This window comes from Halopseudomonas xinjiangensis, assembly GCF_900104945.1.
Taxonomy (GTDB): domain Bacteria; phylum Pseudomonadota; class Gammaproteobacteria; order Pseudomonadales; family Pseudomonadaceae; genus Halopseudomonas; species Halopseudomonas xinjiangensis.
This window is the reverse complement of the sequence record NZ_LT629736.1, coordinates 501,468-517,465: the sequence shown is the minus strand read 5'-3', so window position 1 is coordinate 517,465 and position 15,998 is coordinate 501,468. Positions and strand designations below refer to the sequence as shown.

Below are 15,998 nucleotides of genomic sequence, written 5' to 3'. Positions count from 1 at the left end.
CTCACCTTCCGCCGCCGGGACCCTGCCGGCGGCATCAGCCGCCGGTAATAGCCATCCATCCCGCGTAAAGGCCGAGCAGCAGGAAAGCGATCGCCGCTACCGTGCGAATCGCCGTCAGCGGCAACCGCCCTGCCGCTGCATGCCCCATGAACACGACGGGCACGTTGGCCAGCATCATCCCCACGGTAGTGCCCACTACAACCCAGACGTAGCTTTCGAATTGCGCCGCGAGCACCACGGTCGCGATCTGCGTCTTGTCGCCCATTTCGGCAAGGAAGAACGCAACCAGCGTGGCCATGAAGGCCCCGTAACGTCCGATTGGCGCCGTATCGTCATCTTCGAGCTTGTCGGGAATCAGCGTCCAGCCGGCGACAACGAGAAAGGAAACAGCAACGATGGCGTGCAGCCAGGTGTCGTTCAGCAGGTTGCTGGCGATCTCACCGACGGCGCCAGCGAATGCATGGTTCGCGATTGTCGCGACGAGAATGCCCCAGACGATTGGCCAGGGCCTGCGAAAACGCGCCGCCAGTACCAGCGCGAGTAGTTGGGTTTTGTCGCCGATCTCCGCCAGCGAGACAATCCCGGTTGATACCCAAAAGGCTTCCACGGATTTTTCCAGAGAGGGCGGATCGACTAACCAATGACACGCGCGCAACTCCGCCCTCGGCAGCCGCTCGCATGTCATAGGTCTCGTCAAACCCGAAGCCGCGAAGGCTGAGGGTCGCAAGCGCCATGGTCTGCGGACCAATTATGTTGACGCTTGCCAGATGGAAGACTGGCTTCCGGAGAGACTACTCCCCTAGGACGGGCAAAACTTTAGCAGCACCAAGCGAAGCGATCAACCCGGCGCAACCGCCGAGTACACCTTGAATCTATTGGTTTCACGCAATACCTGACAGGGGCCGATGTGGCTTTCGATCAGCGCCGGATACTTGAGAAACCCGTTGGCTACGATGCGCAGCTCGCCTTTCGGCAACAGGTTGCGCGTCACCTGATTGAGGAATCCCTCGGCAACACTGGTGTCATGACGAATCCCGGTGTGAAACGGAGGATTGCTGACCACAGCAGCAAAACGCCCGTGCACGTCGCTCAACCCGTCCGACGGATAGACCTCGGCGTCAACGGCGTTGAGCCGCAACGTCTCCTGCGCGCAGTACAACGCCAGCGCGTCGACGTCGACCAGATCGAAACGCGTATCCGGGTTGCGGCGCGCCAGGGCTGTAGCGAGCACGCCGGCTCCGCAGCCGAAATCCAGCGCCTTGCCGCGAGGCAGGCTAGCGGTCTCTTCGAGCAGCAGTTCGCTGCCCTCGTCCAGCCGGCCATGACTGAACACGCCCGGGAGGGTCACCATTTCCACGGTCTGGTCTGGCAGCTCTACCCGCACACGCCGGGCCCAGGCCCCCAGATCAAACGCAGGCGCTTGCCGATCCAACTGCACCCGCCAAAGCTGGCAGTGCCGCGCCGAATCGAGCTTCTCCGGCCTGGCCCCATAGCCTTCGAGCAATCGTTCGGCGCGGGTGATGCCGCCCTTCTTCTCGCCAACCAGATACAAGGGTGTGCCCATAGCAAGCAGCGGAGCGATTTGCGCCAGCGCATATTCGGCACGTTCGATAGCCTTGGGCATGACCAGAATCGCCGCGTCCAGATCGCTGTACGCTGGGCAGAGATGCGAAAAAGCCAGATGGTCTGAATCCAGCGAGGCAGCGAGCCCGCGCAACACGGCGAAGTCCCAGGTCCATAGATACCAGTCGGCGCTCAGGGTGGAACAAAGCGAGTCGACGACAGGATTGACCAGCAATACACGCTTGCCTGTGAACGCCTCGGCGCTGCGCTCAAGTATCTGACTGGTATTGTCCATGCAGGGCTCCGTATTCAAAGGGGGTCGCATTGTACGAGGTCATCCGCGGCGCCGAAAGACTGGCACGGTGCCGTAAGACGCAACATTACTTGCGCGGCTTGGCCCGCGCCGTGGGCTCGGCCTGCAGTGGATCATCCGGCCAGTAGTGCTTGGGATAGCGCCCTTTCATGTCCTTCTTGACGTCGCTGTAGCTTCCCTGCCAGAAACCTTCCAGATCCTGGGTGATCTGCAACGGTCGTTGCGCCGGCGAGAGCAGATGCAGTTTGAGCGCCACCCGGCCACCAGCGATGCGAGGTGTTGCGGTGCTGCCGAACATTTCCTGCAAGCGCACCGCCAGCACCGGCGGCGTTTCGCTGTAGTCGATACGAATCCGCGAGCCGGTCGGCACCGTCCAATGGGTCGGCGCCAGCTCATCGAGGCGCGCCGGGAGCGGCCACGGCAACATCGAAGCCAGGATGCCGGCGAGGTCCAGCGAGCCGAAGTGTGCCAGCCGGGTAACGCGATCGAGCCAGGGCGCCAACCAGTCTTCGAGTGTCTCCAACAGATGCTCATCCGACAGGTCAGGCCATTCGCTCCCGTCGCCCTTGGCAGTCTCGGCTGACCGCAGCAGCATGACACGTGCCTGCCATTGTCGCAGTGCCGGCGTCCAGGGCAGCAGCGACAGACCCTGTCGGCGTACCACCTCACACAGAGCAGCGGCGCGGCGCTGCGGGTCGATTTGCGGCAAACGTTCGCGGCTGAAGATCACCGCTCCGATCCGTCGCTGTCGCTCGGCCACCAGGGTCTCGCTACGCGAATCCCACTCCAGCGTATCCACGGTAGTAAACACCTCCGGCAAGTACTGTTCGAGCCGGCCTGGCTCCAGCGCCGCAGCGAGGAAAATGCTCGCGTTGCGCTGACCGGCATGCCCGCCAAGGGCAGCGACGACCAGCCAGGCGTGACTTTGCAAGGAATCTGCCCTGGGAAAGCCGGCCGCCTTGCCGTTTGCCAGTCTGTACTCTTGCCCTGACTCGCCTCGTCGTTGGGCGATGCGATCCGGATAAGCCATCGCCAAGAGTATGCCGGCCCAGCCGGCGTCGGCCGGATCGTCGACCGCCTCCTCCAGCGGCTGCCCAGCGAGCAAGCGCGACCATTGCCCGGCGAGTTGTCGAGCACGGCTCAGTGCGCCGCGATCGACACCGGCTTCACAACGCGGGTCGTCGAACAGGTCCAATCGCCGGGTGATATCGGCCGAATCACCGCCGCGCAGCACGTCGCGCTCGCCTAGCAAAGCTGCCAGGCGGCAAGCCGTGTCCGCCAGCCCGATGGCTTTGGCGCGCAGGAGCATATGCGCCAGCCGCGGATGCATGGGCAATTCCGCAATGCGTGCGCCATGATCGGTCACCTGCCATTGCCCGCCGTCGCGGCGTAACGCACCCAGTCTCTCCAGCAAATCGCGCCCTTGCTGCAGCGCAGCCACAGGCGGCGGGTCTAGCCAGGCCAGTTCATCCGCCTGCTGAATGCCCCATTGCGCCAATCGCAGGGCCAGTGGTGCCAGGTCGGCCTGAAGGATTTCAGGTTGCGCATGGGCTGCAAGCTGTTCGTGCTGCCCCGCCGACCACAGGCGATAGCAAACGCCCGGCGCAACCCGACCGGCACGCCCGGCTCGCTGTTCGGCTGCGCTGCGCGAGACGCGCCGGGTCTGCAGGCGCGTCATCCCCGATACAGGATCGAACGCCGCCTCGCGCGCCAGGCCCGCATCGATCACCACGCGGATCCCTTCGATGGTCAGGCTGGTTTCGGCAATACTGGTTGCCAGCACGACCTTGCGCTGGCCGTCTGGCGGCGGCGCTATTGCCCGGCGCTGCGCTGCAAGATCCAGGTCGCCATACAAGGGCGCCAGCACGACCTCGGGGCTTCCATCCAGGCTCCGCTCGAGCTCCGCCTGGACTCTGCGTATCTCCGCCGTTCCGGGGAGGAAAACCAGCAGGTTGCCCTGCTCTTTCGCCAAGGCGTCGAAGACCGCATCCAGTACCGCTCGATCAGATGGCGGGCCCGGCTGTGCGGGTGCGCCGTATCGAATCTCCACGGGATACTGTCGTCCCTCACTGCGTACGATCGGGGCGTCGCCAAGCAGCCGACTGATCGGCTCGGCGGCGAGCGTGGCAGACATCACCAACAGCTTCAGTGAATGCTCGTCACGCAGGTACTGCTGCGTTTGTAGGCACAGGGCGAGGCCAAGGTCAGCATCCAGGCTGCGCTCATGAAACTCGTCGAAAATCACCAGCCCGGTGCCAGGCAACTCCGGATCCTGTTGCAGTTGCCGGTGCAGGATGCCCTCGGTGACCACTTCGATTCGCGTGGAAGGGCCCACCTTAGATTCAAGGCGAATGCGGTAGCCAACCGTCTGACCCACGGGCTCTCCGAGCAGTTGCGCCAGCCTTTCCGCCGCGGCGCGGGCAGCCAGGCGCCTGGGCTCGAGCAGAATGATCTTCTGCCCGCCAAGCCAGGCGCTGTCCAGCAGCGCCAGAGGAACGAGCGTCGTCTTGCCTGCGCCAGGCGGTGCCACCAGCACCGTCGCGGCGCTGGACGACAGTAGTCTGTCAAGTTCCGGCAGCACCTCACTCACGGGCAATGTTTGGTCTAACCACACAACGAAGCTACCTCAGGGGAAATCGTCGACTATTCTAGCGGTCATAGTGGCCGGTATAGTAATGCCACTTTCTCATCAAAGGAGTTGCGCGAATGACCATCAAACCCCTGGCCTGCGCCTTGCTCAGCGCCGCACTGGTTACCCAGCTGAGCGCATGCGGCACCATCTTCTACCCGGAACGCCGTGGCCAACTGACCGGTGAGATCGATCCGGGTGTGGCGATACTCAACGGAATCGGCCTGCTGTTTTATGTCGTGCCAGGGCTGATCGCCTTCGGTGTCGACTTTGCCACCGGCGCCATCTACCTGCCGGACCGCCGCTACAGCGTCGCCCCGGAGCGCCTCGACCAGGCTGTGGATGAAAACGGCGAGGTCGATCCGCTCAAGCTCAAGGCGATCATTCGTGAAGAGCTGCAACTGGACCTGCCGCTCGAGCGCGCCCAGCAGATCAACAAGCCTGCCAGCGAACGACTGGCCGCATTGGGCCTGGCCAGCCGGGCCTGATGGCCGCAGCGCAACCGCTCGACCCGGGTCAGCGCCAACGCCTGCTGACGCTGGCGACCTATGCTTCGGTCGGCGTGGCGCTGTTGCTGATCGTGCTCAAGGCATCGGTGTGGATGATGTCCGGCTCGGTCAGCCTGCTCGCGTCTCTGATCGACTCGTTGATGGACGCCGGCGCGTCGATCATCAACCTGCTGGCAATACGCGTTGCCCTCAAGCCCGCCGACCGTGGTCATCGTTTCGGCCATGGCAAGGCCGAAGCATTGGCCGGCCTGGCACAGAGCGCTTTCATCACCGGCTCTGCGGTCTTGGTGCTGCTACAGGGCATCAAGCGTCTGGCTGATCCGGAACCGCTGGATGCTGCCTGGCTCGGCGTCGGCGTCATGCTGTTTTCGATCGCAGCCACGATCTGCCTGCTGTTGCTGCAGCGGCATGTGGTCAAGCGTACCCAGTCCACCGCCATCCGCGCTGATGCCCTGCACTACCGCTCCGACCTGCTGATGAACGCGAGCATCATTCTGGCGCTGATACTGGCCTATTACGGTGTCGCGCGCGCGGATTCGATTTTCGGCATCGGCATTGCCATCTACATCGGCTATGGCGCGATCACCATCGGCCTGACCGCCATGCAGATCCTGATGGATCACGAGTTACCGGACGAGGTGCGCAGCAACGCCCTGCGCCTCGCCCGCGAGGTGCCTGGCGTGATCGGCGTGCATGACCTGCGGACACGTGAGTCCGGCCAGCACTGGTTCATGCAGGTGCATGTGGAACTACCCGGCGATCTGTCGCTGAACGAAGCCCATGAACTGGGCGAGAACGTGCGCAAGGCCATCCAGAGCGGCTATCCACAGGCCGAAGTGCTGGTGCACAAGGACCCGGTCTGAATAGAAAAAAGGCGGACCGCCGAAACCGGCGGTCCGCCTTTTTTGATGTCGTCCGTCTGGCATCCGGGTGGGATGCTGCCTGTCCCTGAGCCTTGTGGGCTGGGCAACCGGGTGACGACTGAATCGGTAGATTCGGACGCCTCCTGCTCCCTGGATGCGGGAGTTGGGTGGACAAGCCGGTTGGGGCTGAAAACCTGAAACCAATATTACGCATGCATCGCGGCAATTTCTTGTCTAATATTGCTCAATCACCGGATATATCAGCAACGAATAGCCGGAAGTCCACACATTTCAGCAATATATTTGGCCAATACCATGTCCGAGCACAATCTTGACCGTTACGACCTGAAGATTCTTTCAGAGCTGCAGCGCGACGCCCGCATCAGTAATCAGGAGCTCGCCGAGCGCATTGGTCTCTCGCCTTCCCCCTGTTCGCGGCGCGTCAAGCAATTGGAGGATAGTGGCTACATCGTCAAGCAGGTAGCCCTGCTCGACCCCAGCAAACTCGGGTTGAAGCTGACGGCCTTCGTCCTGATCGGCATGGACCGTCATACGCCGGAACGCTTCGCTGGCTTCGAGCAGGTCATCCGCGACTGCCCGGAAGTACTCGACTGCTGCCTGGTGACTGGAATGGATGCCGATTACCAGCTACGCGTGGTGGTCCCGGATATGGAGCATTATCAGCAGTTTCTGCTAGGCAAGCTCACCCGTATCGAGGGTGTCTCCAGCGTGCGCTCGAGCTTCATGCTCAATCGGGTGATCAGCTCGACCGAACTCCCCCTGCAGCACATGGGTCTGCAGTAAGGCGCGAAGAGGTATCCTGCGAGCCCGCGCTGTATCATTCGCGCCTTTTACGAGGGAGGTCGGATTTGGATTATCAACAATTTGAAGCCATAGCCATGCCGGTGATGCTGCTCGGCCTGGTCGCTTTCATGGGTTTCATCGTCTGGGACCTGGCCAAGAAATCACAGGCTGGCCGCTGGGGCACCGCTGTGCTGTTCTTTGGCCTGGGCCTGGGCGTGGCTGCCTTCATCATCAAGGAAGTCGTCATTATTTTCCTCGACTGAATTCCTGGCCGGCGACCCCTGCTGGCCGAATTCCCCTGCAATCTGATCAATCTCCCACCTGTACCTTTCAGCGAATGCTGCTTCACTGTGTCCATGATATGAATCCGGATTCAGACCATGGCGTATCGGACCACCGAAGCACGAGCGGAGCGCGATAAGGCGCTGCGCGAGCACATCCTTGATTGCGGCATGCAACAGGTCGCCGAGGGCGGGTTCGCAGCGCTGAACATGAGCGGGCTGGCCGCGACCGCAGGCGTCGCCACCGGCAGCCTGTACCGTTACTTCCCAGGCAAGGGTGCGCTGGCCGCCGAGATTTTCACCCGCGCTACGCGTATCGAGTTCGAAGCGCTGCGTGAACAGTTCAGCCGGCCGGGCAGCGCAGCGCAGCGGCTCGCCGGAGGCGTAGGCGAATTCGCTGCACGTGCCTGGCATAGCCGCCAGCTGGCGTATGCATTGATCGCCGAACCGGTGGAGCCCGAAGTAGACGAACAGCGCCTGCGCTTTCGTGAAGCTTACGGGGAGCTTTATTGCTCGCTGATTCGCGAGGGTAACCGCGACGGCAGTCTGAACGTCGAGCACGTCCCGCTCACTGCCGCCTGCCTGGTTGGCGCCGTGGCCGAAGCCCTGGTTGGCCCCTTGTCGCCGCAGGCACGGGCCGCACGCGCCAGCGGCCTGCCCAGCGACAGCTTGGAAAGCGTCACCCGGGCGATCATTCGTTTCAGTTTGCGCGCCCTGGGCGCGAAGGAGCACAGCGCATGAATCTCCACGCCTACGCCGAAACCCACGACGTCACCAATCAGGTGCCGCCGCTGGACGGGGCCAATCTCTACCGACAGGACCTGCCGTTGCAGGAGTGGGTCCGCCGCTACCAGGGCGAGTGGGCCGACCAGGCGCTCAGCGAATACGGCGAGCTGGCTGGCGGCCCGCTGATGCAGGCTGGCTTCCTCGCCAACGAGAACAAGCCGCTGTTCAAGAGCCATGACCGTTACGGCCATCGTGTCGATCTGGTCGAGTTCCATCCCGCCTACCACGAGTTAATGACGGCCGGCATCAGCGCCGGCATCACCTCGGCACCCTGGACCGATCCACGTGCCGGCGCGCAGGTGGCCCGTGCCGCCACCATGTATCTGCACAATCAGGCCGAAGCCGGGACCAGCTGCCCGATGACGATGACGTTCGCCTGTATTCCGGCGCTGCGCCTGCAATCCGACGTGGCTGACGTCTGGCTGCCGAAGATCCTGTCTCGCCAGTACGATCCGCGAAACCTGCCGATCGAACAGAAAACCGGCGCGACCATCGGCATGGCGATGACCGAAAAGCAGGGCGGCACCGATGTCCGGGCCAACACCACTCGCGCCTACCCCGCCGGCATCGGCGGACCGGGCCAGGCTTACGAGCTGGTTGGACACAAGTGGTTCTGCTCCGCGCCGATGTGCGATGCGTTTCTGACGCTCGCCTATACCGACAAGGGGTTGTGCTGTTTTTTGCTACCCAGGCACCGCCCCGATGGCACCCGTAACCAATTTTACATCCAGCGGCTGAAGAACAAGCTGGGCAACTGGGCCAACGCGTCCAGCGAAGTGGAGTTCCGTGGCGCCCACGCCTGGATGATCGGCGAAGAAGGTCGCGGCGTACCGACCATCATCGAAATGGTCTCGCTGACTCGCTTCGACTGCATGATCGGATCCAGCTCACTGATGCGCCAGGCGCTGACCCAGGCTGCGCATCACTGCGCCTATCGCACCGTCGGCGGCCGCGTGCTGGCTGACCAGCCGCTGATGCAGAACGTACTGGCCGACCTGGCGCTGGAAAGCGAAGCGGCGCTGGCCCTGACCATGCGCATGGGCAAGGCGCTGGATAACCCGCACAACGAACAGGAAGCGAAGTTCGCCCGCCTGGTCACCGCTATCGGCAAGTATTGGATCTGCAAGCGCGCGCCGGCAATAATCAATGAGGCTCAGGAATGCCTCGGCGGCGCCGGCTATGTCGAGGAGACCATACTGCCGCGCCTGTATCGCGAGGCCCCGGTCAACTCCATCTGGGAAGGCTCCGGCAACGTACAGTGTCTGGATGTGCTGCGTGCGCTGTCCAAGGAAGCCGGCGTTCTCGAAGCTCTGTTCTCCGAGCTCGGCGACGGCCACGGCGACGCCCGGCTTGGTGCGCATATCGAGCGACTGAAAAGGGACTTCCGCGATACCGACGACATTCAGTATCGCGCCCGCCAGCTGACCGAGGACGTAGCGGTCGCTCTACAGGCGAAACTGCTACTCGAAGCCGGCAATGCAACCGTCTCCGACGCCTTCATGGCCAGCCGTCTGGCCGGGCACGGGCGCGCCTTCGGCACCCTGCCCCGAGGCATAGAGGTGGAACAACTGGTTGCACGCTCGACGCCCAACCACGGCTGAATCGATCCGGCTCCGGGGCACCGGAGCCGCTCAAACAGATAACAAGAACGAGAGCCCGATCCATGCACATCGCCGAACTGCTGGCGCTTAATGCGCGCAAATACCCGAATCCCGAAGCGATCATCACGGCTTCCAGCCGCCATACCTGGAGTCAGCTGCACGATGAAGCACTGAAGCTCGCTGGCCATCTTCAAACCCGGTGCGACATTCAGCCCGGCGACCGCGTCGCCCTATTCATGCCCAACGGCTACCCATGGGTGCTTGGCTATTTCGCGGTGATCAGCCTGGGCGCAGTCGTCGTACCGATCAATGCCAGACTCACCGCAGGCGAGCTGGAATACATCCTCGCGGATTGCGGGGCACGCCTGCTGCTAAGCAGCGCCTCGCAACAGAAGGAGCTCGATCAGTCGGATTCGTTGCGTCGGTCGTTGCTGATGCTGGACGACCCTGCTTCGTTGCTGGCCGAGGAGCCGAACAGCTTCCGGGCACCAACCATTTCGCCTGCCGATCCTTGCACTCTGCTGTATACCTCCGGCACTACCGGCAAGCCCAAGGGCGTGCTGTTCAGCCATCACAATCTACTCACCGTGGCGACGTCGACTGCGGTAGAGATGGGCGTGCGTCACGAGAGCCGGCTGTTGCACATGATGCCCTTGACCCACTCGGCGCCGGTGCATGTATTCCTGCTCGGGGGCACGCTGACCGGCGCCAGCCACGTGGTGCTCAACGAGTTTCGTCCCGACCTGCTGCTCGATTTCGTCGAAAGTGAACGCACTACGCACTTCTTCGGCGCGCCGGTGGCCTTTCTGCTGACCGCGGCACAGCCGGACGTGCGCAAGCGCGATCTGAGTTCGATGCAGGCCTGGATCTACGGCGGTGCCCCGCTGTCGACCGAGCAGGTACGCAAGGTGCGCGACGCGCTGGATTCGGATCAGCTGTATTGCGTCTACGGCCTCACCGAAGCCGGACCCAGCGGCACCTTGATGACGCCAGAGGAGCATCGGCACAAGGCGGGCTCCATCGGCCGACGCGGCGCCCTGCACACCGAGGTCCGCCTGGTGGACGAGCAGCAGCACCACGTGGCAGACGAGCTTGTCGGCGAGATCCAGATCCGTGGTGAAGGCATGATGCTGGGCTACTGGAACAACCCACAGGCCACTGCTGAATGCCTGACCGAGGAGGGCTGGCTGTTCAGCGGCGACCTGGCCTGGCGGGACAGCGATGGCTATCTGTGGATCGTGGGTCGCAAGAAGGATCTGATCATTTCTGGCGGGGTGAATATCTACCCGCGTGAAATCGAAGCCCTGCTCGAACAGCATCCTGCCATCGCTGAAGTCGCGGTGATCGGCGCACCTCATGAGCAATGGGGCGAAACGGTCAAGGCCTGCGTAGTGCTGCGCGAGCCCGTCGACAATATCGAGCAGGCGCTGCGCGACTACCTCCAGCCACTACTCGCTGATTACAAGATGCCGCGCCTATATCAGCAATACCCATCCCTGCCGCGCAATGCCAACGGTAAGGTGATGAAGCACAAGCTGGATTGAATCAACGGACCGGCACCGCAATAGAGGAGCCCAAACATGACCGAACAGCAGCAACCCAGCGCCCAGCAGCGCGCCATCGTCGAAGCCGGCTTCGCCAAGGCCAATTTCATCGGAGACGTCGGCATCCACATGACCGATTGCGGCGTGGGCTGGGTAGAAGCCGCGGTGGATATTCTGCCCCGACACGCCCAGCAGAACGGCTTCGTGCACGCCGGTGTTCAGACCACGCTGGCTGACCACACCGCTGGTGCTGCAGCAGGAATGCTCGCGCCGGAGGGCTACACAGTTCTCACTCTTGAGTTCAAGGTCAACCTGCTTCGCCCGGCGCTGTGTGAACGGCTGCTATGCCGCGCCGAGGTATTGAAAGCCGGTAGGCAGGTGAGCGTTGTCGAGTCGGAAGTCTTTGCCATGATCGATGGCGAGAAACGTCTGTTCAGCAAAGCCACCGTCACCATGGCCGTGGTGCAAATGTCCGATTGAAGCGCAACGGTTGCTCCGAGTGGGCGCGAGCTCTAGCATGAGCGGCCCGCACCCTGTTGCAGGTTTCGATCATGCCCCGCTCGCCACGCCAGTCCACCCCTCGCCACGCCGGCAAGCCACGACGCCAACCAGCGCCGCCACCGGCCAACCCGCGCCTGATCGCCTTGAACAAGCCCTTCGACGTACTGACCCAGTTCACCGACGATCAAGGCCGCGCGACGCTGAAGAATTTTGTCGACGAACCCGGGCTCTACCCTGCCGGCAGGCTGGATCGCGACAGCGAAGGATTGTTGCTGCTGACCAATGACGGGCGGCTGCAGGCACGGATCACCGATCCACAACACAAGCTGAGCAAGACCTACTGGGTGCAGGTGGAAGGCGAAGCGACGCCGGAGCAGCTCAATCAATTGCGTGCGGGCCCTGTGCTCAATGATGGTCCGACACGGCCGGCCGAGGTGCAGCCGATCAACGAGCCGGCGTTGTGGGACAGGCATCCGCCAGTGCGGTTTCGCAAAAGCGTGCCCACAAGCTGGCTGGCCATCACCATCCGCGAAGGTCGCAACCGCCAGGTGCGGCGCATGACCGCTGCGGTCGGCTTGCCGACGTTGCGGCTGGTGCGGGTGAGAATTGGCGAATGGGAGCTCGGCGGACTAAAGCCGGGCGAATGGCGAGAACTGGCCCTCGGCCCGGCTGAAGCTCAATAGCGCAAGCCGATCTTGCGAAAGACGAAACCCAGCAACCAGATCGGGCCGATCAGCAGAAACTGCATGTCCTTCAAGAACGACGGCTTCTTGCCTTCGATATGATGCCCGATGAACTGACCGATCCAGGCCAGGACGAAAATGATCACACTGGGCCAGAAGACCGCCGGCATCGCCTCGAGGATCAGCAGCATCAACACGGCAATACCCAGCATCGCCGCAGCAATCCGCCAGGACAGCGCCATGTAGAACACCAGCGACGTGACCACCGCCATGATCGCCACGGTCGGATGAATAGCCCACAGCATGCCCAGCACGCTGAAGGTAATCAGCGGCACGCACACCCAGTGGGCCACCTTGTTGAGTGGGTTCTGGTGGCTTTCGCCGTATTCGTCGAACCATTGATCTATTGCTTTCATGGGAGCATCCCTTGTTGTTGTTTTGCCGTTGTCCACGATGCTGACGTGCGCACCGCTACAGCGCCAATGGCCGCGGCGGCCAGCTTGCTGACCTGCCGTTACTCTCACTCAGATGATAAGCTTAGCGCATGAATAGACCCGACCCTTCCCGCCCCGTTGTGCTCTGCCTCTCCGGTCATGACCCGAGCGGTGGTGCCGGCCTTCAGGCCGATATCGAAGCCCTGCTCGCCCAGGGTTGCCACGCCGCCCCGACCGTTACAGCTCTGACGGTACAGGACACGGTGGATGTCACCGACTTTCGCGTGCTTGACCGCGAATGGGTGCTCGCCCAAGCCAACAAGGTGATAGCCGACATGCCGGTCGCGGCGGTCAAGCTGGGCATGCTCGGCTCGGTGGAGATGGTCGACACGGTGCTGGAACTCATGCAGCAGTTGCCCGGCGTACCTTTGGTCTGCGACCCGGTGCTCCGCGCAGGCGGGGGCGGTTCGCTGGGCAAGGATGATGTCGGCTATGCCATGCGCGAGCGGTTATTCCCCGTCGCAGCAGTCGCCACACCCAACCTGCCAGAAGCGCGCATTCTTGCCGAGCTACCTAACGGCACTGCGGACCAATGCGCAGAACGCCTGCTGCCGCACATCGAACACCTGCTGATTACCGGCGGGCACGGCGACGAGACGGAGATTCACAACCGGCTCTACAGCCGCGATGGGAGTCGCCACGACTTCACCTGCCAGCGCCTGCCGGGCAGCTATCACGGCTCCGGTTGTACGCTGGCAAGCGCGTTGTCGGGGCGCCTGGCTCTGGGTCAGGATCTGCGCAGCGCCGTGAAAACTGCCCTGGACTATACGTGGCGCACTCTGCGCGATGCCGAACAGCCGGGCCACGGGCAGTTCGTACCACGTCGGCTACCGCTGGATTACTGCTCGTGACCGAGCACCTGCGCGGCCTGTATGCGATTACCGACAGCGAGCTGCTGGGCGCAGATCGCCTGCTGAGCTGGGTCGACGCTGCGCTGGCCGGCGGCGCGCGACTGGTGCAATACCGGGATAAAACCGCTGACGTCGAACGCCGCCGGGAAGAAGCGTGTCAGCTGCTGCGCCTGTGCGATTACTACGGCGCCAGACTGATCATCAACGACGACCTGCCTCTGGCTGCCGAACTGAACGTCGGGCTGCATCTGGGCCGCGACGATGGATCACTGCGCGAGGCGCGCCAGGCGCTCGGCGACCAGGCGATCATCGGCGCGACCTGCCATGCCAGCCTCGATTTTGCCGAACAGGCCGTCGAGGAAGGCGCGAGCTACGTTGCCTTCGGCCGGTTCTTCCAGTCGGTCACCAAACCCGGCGCACCCGCGGCAACGCCGGTTCTACTGGAGCAGGGGCGCCGCGCCTTCGCCGTACCTATCGTCGCCATCGGCGGCATCACACTGCACAACGCACCGCAGCTACGCATCGCCGGGGCCGACATGCTCGCGGTGGTGCATGGCCTGTTCGGCGCCAACTCGCCGAGCGAGGTCGAGCGTCGCGCCCGCCTGTTCAGCGAGATGTACCAGACCATCTGAATTCCACCAGTGAGGATATCCATGTCCCGTTCCGAAGAACTGTTTGCCAGTGCCCAGAAACACATTCCCGGTGGCGTGAACTCGCCGGTGCGCGCGTTCAAGAGCGTTGGCGGGACGCCGCTGTTCTTCAAGCACGCCGAGGGCGCCTACGTCACCGATGAAGACGACCGCCGCTACGTCGACTACGTCGGATCCTGGGGGCCAATGATCCTCGGACACAGCCATCCGGACGTGCTCGACGCCGTGCGCCAACAGCTCGAACATGGTCTGTCGTACGGTGCGCCGACGGCGATGGAAACCCAGATGGCCGATCTGGTCTGCTCGTTGGTGCCGTCGATGGAAATGGTCCGCATGGTCAGCTCCGGCACCGAAGCGACCATGAGCGCGATTCGCTTGGCCCGCGGCTTTACCGGCCGCGATAGCATCATCAAATTCGAAGGCTGCTACCACGGCCACTCCGACAGCCTATTGGTCAAGGCCGGCTCCGGCGCACTGACGCTGGGCGTGCCCAGCTCTCCCGGCGTACCGGCGGCCTTCGCCAAACACACGCTGACGCTGCCTTTCAATGACATCGAGGCGGTGCGCGACATGCTTGCCGAAGTTGGCAAGGAAGTCGCCTGCATCATCGTCGAGCCGGTCGCCGGCAACATGAACTGCGTACCGCCGGCCCGTGGCTTCCTGGAAGGCTTGCGCGAAGCCTGCGATGAGCACGGTGTGGTGCTGATTTTCGACGAAGTGATGACCGGCTTTCGTGTCGCGCTCGGTGGCGCCCAGGCGCACTACGGTGTCACGCCAGACCTGACCACTTTCGGCAAGATCATCGGCGGCGGCATGCCGGTCGGCTGCTTCGGTGGCAAGCGCTCGATCATGGAGTTCATCGCACCGCTGGGACCGGTCTATCAGGCCGGGACGCTCTCGGGCAACCCGTTGGCGATGGCAGCTGGCCTGACCACGCTGAATCTGATCAGCCGCCCTGGCTTCCACGACGAGCTGACCGACTACACCGAGCGCATGCTGACCGGAATGCAGGAGCGTGCCGATGCTGCGAGCATTCCGTTCGTCACCACTCAGGCCGGCGGCATGTTCGGGCTGTATTTCACCGGAGCAGACGACATCATCACCTTCGAGGACGTGATGGCCAGCGACGTGGAGCGCTTCAAGCGCTTCTTCCATCTGATGCTGGAGAACGGCGTCTATCTCGCGCCCAGTGCCTTCGAAGCCGGCTTCACCTCGATCGCCCATGGCGAGGCAGAACTCAAGCTCACTCTGGACGCTGCGGAGAAGGCTTTCGCCGCGCTATGACGGTCTTCATCTACAGCGTCATGACGCTGTGTCTGCTTGGCGTGTCGGCCTGGCTGTTTTCGCGCCGGAATGGGTTGTCCACTCCGGCCCGTGGCGCGGTCACGGCTAGCGTCGTGGTACTGCTGCTCGCTGCGATCGCTGCTTTACTGACGACGCTGATCGTCGCCGGGCTCGGCGGCGACGCGCTGAGGGACGGGCAGCGGCTATTCGGCCTGGCTGCCCGCCACCTCACACTCCCGGTTATCGGGTTGGCCGCGTGTTTTCTGATGCATGGCTGGGGCTGGAAGCCGATGGTCTGGGGCCAGGTCATCCTCGGCCTGATGGGCGCTTTCGAGCTGGCACGACTGCTAGATGCTTCATCGCGCTATGAGTGGCTGGTCAATGGGCTCGGGCTGCTGCTGATTGCCTGGGCCTGCATCGGCGCCGGCCGTGCGAGGCTGCTGATGGTGCTGGGTATCGCTGCGGCAGGTTGCCTGCTGGCAGCCGCCTCCCTGTCCGGCACCATGCCGTTGGTCGCCCTGTTCCGCCCGGGACCCACGGCCAGCTGGCTGATACCCGGTTTAACGGCCTGTGCTCTGGCTGTTGGCGTATTGGCGGATCAGGCGCACAATAGAACGCACCTTTCCGACTAACGGCCCGGAC

The 15,998-nt window shown here is 63.1% G+C and carries 17 protein-coding genes and 1 riboswitch; of the genes, 13 read left to right on the top strand and 4 right to left on the bottom strand.

Annotated features, from left to right (window positions below):
* Positions 1 to 34: 34 nt before the first annotated feature.
* The 3 genes from BLT85_RS02345 to hrpB form a co-directional block, all read right to left on the bottom strand.
* Entirely contained in the window at positions 35 to 607 is a 573-nt protein-coding gene (locus BLT85_RS02345) for a TMEM165/GDT1 family protein (protein ID WP_093391637.1), read from the bottom strand.
* 16 nt (positions 608 to 623) lie between these two features.
* A riboswitch (yybP-ykoY riboswitch) is annotated at positions 624 to 812 on the bottom strand.
* 26 nt (positions 813 to 838) lie between these two features.
* The gene (locus BLT85_RS02340) at positions 839 to 1,858 is read right to left on the bottom strand and encodes a methyltransferase (RefSeq protein WP_172829798.1); all 1,020 of its coding nucleotides are present in this window, start codon (positions 1,856 to 1,858) and stop codon (positions 839 to 841) included.
* An 85-nt stretch (positions 1,859 to 1,943) separates the two neighbouring features.
* Entirely contained in the window at positions 1,944 to 4,466 is a 2,523-nt protein-coding gene (gene hrpB / locus BLT85_RS02335; RefSeq protein WP_231701520.1) for an ATP-dependent helicase HrpB, read from the bottom strand.
* A 116-nt stretch (positions 4,467 to 4,582) separates the two neighbouring features.
* Here hrpB and BLT85_RS02330 point away from each other — a divergent pair, with 116 nt between their 5' ends.
* The 9 genes from BLT85_RS02330 (at position 4,583) to BLT85_RS02290 (ending at position 12,077) form a co-directional block, all read left to right on the top strand.
* Positions 4,583 to 4,993: a polyribonucleotide nucleotidyltransferase gene (locus BLT85_RS02330; RefSeq protein ID WP_093391634.1), complete on the top strand. Its 411-nt coding sequence runs from the start codon at positions 4,583 to 4,585 to the stop codon at positions 4,991 to 4,993.
* Entirely contained in the window at positions 4,993 to 5,877 is an 885-nt protein-coding gene (locus BLT85_RS02325; protein ID WP_093391633.1) for a cation diffusion facilitator family transporter, read from the top strand. Before BLT85_RS02330 ends, BLT85_RS02325 begins: the two co-directional genes overlap by 1 nt.
* 315 nt (positions 5,878 to 6,192) lie before the next feature.
* Entirely contained in the window at positions 6,193 to 6,681 is a 489-nt protein-coding gene (locus tag BLT85_RS02320; protein ID WP_093397303.1) for an Lrp/AsnC family transcriptional regulator, read from the top strand.
* Between the two features lie 95 nt (positions 6,682 to 6,776).
* Positions 6,777 to 6,944: a DUF2788 domain-containing protein gene (locus BLT85_RS02315; RefSeq protein WP_093397301.1), complete on the top strand. Its 168-nt coding sequence runs from the start codon at positions 6,777 to 6,779 to the stop codon at positions 6,942 to 6,944.
* A gap of 117 nt (positions 6,945 to 7,061) precedes the next feature.
* Positions 7,062 to 7,703 carry a TetR/AcrR family transcriptional regulator gene (locus tag BLT85_RS02310; protein ID WP_093391632.1) on the top strand — a complete coding sequence of 214 codons (642 nt, stop codon included), beginning with the start codon at positions 7,062 to 7,064 and terminating at the stop codon, positions 7,701 to 7,703.
* Positions 7,700 to 9,349 carry an acyl-CoA dehydrogenase family protein gene (locus tag BLT85_RS02305; RefSeq protein ID WP_093391631.1) on the top strand — a complete coding sequence of 550 codons (1,650 nt, stop codon included), beginning with the start codon at positions 7,700 to 7,702 and terminating at the stop codon, positions 9,347 to 9,349. Before BLT85_RS02310 ends, BLT85_RS02305 begins: the two co-directional genes overlap by 4 nt.
* Positions 9,350 to 9,411: 62 nt before the next feature.
* Positions 9,412 to 10,893, top strand: coding sequence for a class I adenylate-forming enzyme family protein (locus BLT85_RS02300; RefSeq protein WP_093391630.1), 1,482 nt, complete (start codon positions 9,412 to 9,414; stop codon positions 10,891 to 10,893).
* A 36-nt stretch (positions 10,894 to 10,929) separates the two neighbouring features.
* Positions 10,930 to 11,373 carry a PaaI family thioesterase gene (locus tag BLT85_RS02295; RefSeq protein ID WP_093391629.1) on the top strand — a complete coding sequence of 148 codons (444 nt, stop codon included), beginning with the start codon at positions 10,930 to 10,932 and terminating at the stop codon, positions 11,371 to 11,373.
* 71 nt (positions 11,374 to 11,444) lie between these two features.
* Entirely contained in the window at positions 11,445 to 12,077 is a 633-nt protein-coding gene (locus BLT85_RS02290) for a pseudouridine synthase (protein ID WP_093391628.1), read from the top strand.
* On the opposite strand, the gene BLT85_RS02285 is transcribed toward BLT85_RS02290, so the two are convergent.
* Positions 12,071 to 12,493, bottom strand: a complete 423-nt coding sequence (locus tag BLT85_RS02285) for an Mpo1 family 2-hydroxy fatty acid dioxygenase (protein WP_093391627.1) — start codon at positions 12,491 to 12,493, stop codon at positions 12,071 to 12,073. The two genes, BLT85_RS02290 and BLT85_RS02285, sit on opposite strands and share 7 nt — an antisense overlap.
* A gap of 128 nt (positions 12,494 to 12,621) precedes the next feature.
* Between BLT85_RS02285 and BLT85_RS02280 the strand changes: the two genes are divergently transcribed.
* The 4 genes from BLT85_RS02280 to BLT85_RS02265 are packed head-to-tail and all read left to right on the top strand — an operon-like array spanning position 12,622 to position 15,988.
* Complete coding sequence (locus BLT85_RS02280; protein WP_093391626.1) at positions 12,622 to 13,422, top strand: hydroxymethylpyrimidine/phosphomethylpyrimidine kinase; 801 nt, start codon at positions 12,622 to 12,624, stop codon at positions 13,420 to 13,422.
* Positions 13,419 to 14,054, top strand: coding sequence for a thiamine phosphate synthase (gene thiE, locus BLT85_RS02275; protein WP_231701519.1), 636 nt, complete (start codon positions 13,419 to 13,421; stop codon positions 14,052 to 14,054). Before BLT85_RS02280 ends, thiE begins: the two co-directional genes overlap by 4 nt.
* A 21-nt stretch (positions 14,055 to 14,075) precedes the next feature.
* Positions 14,076 to 15,356, top strand: a complete 1,281-nt coding sequence (gene hemL / locus BLT85_RS02270; RefSeq protein ID WP_093391625.1) for a glutamate-1-semialdehyde 2,1-aminomutase — start codon at positions 14,076 to 14,078, stop codon at positions 15,354 to 15,356.
* A complete protein-coding gene (locus BLT85_RS02265) occupies positions 15,353 to 15,988 on the top strand; it encodes a hypothetical protein (protein ID WP_093391624.1) in 636 nt (211 codons plus the stop codon). The genes hemL and BLT85_RS02265 overlap by 4 nt, the downstream gene beginning before the upstream one ends.
* Positions 15,989 to 15,998: the final 10 nt, after the last annotated feature.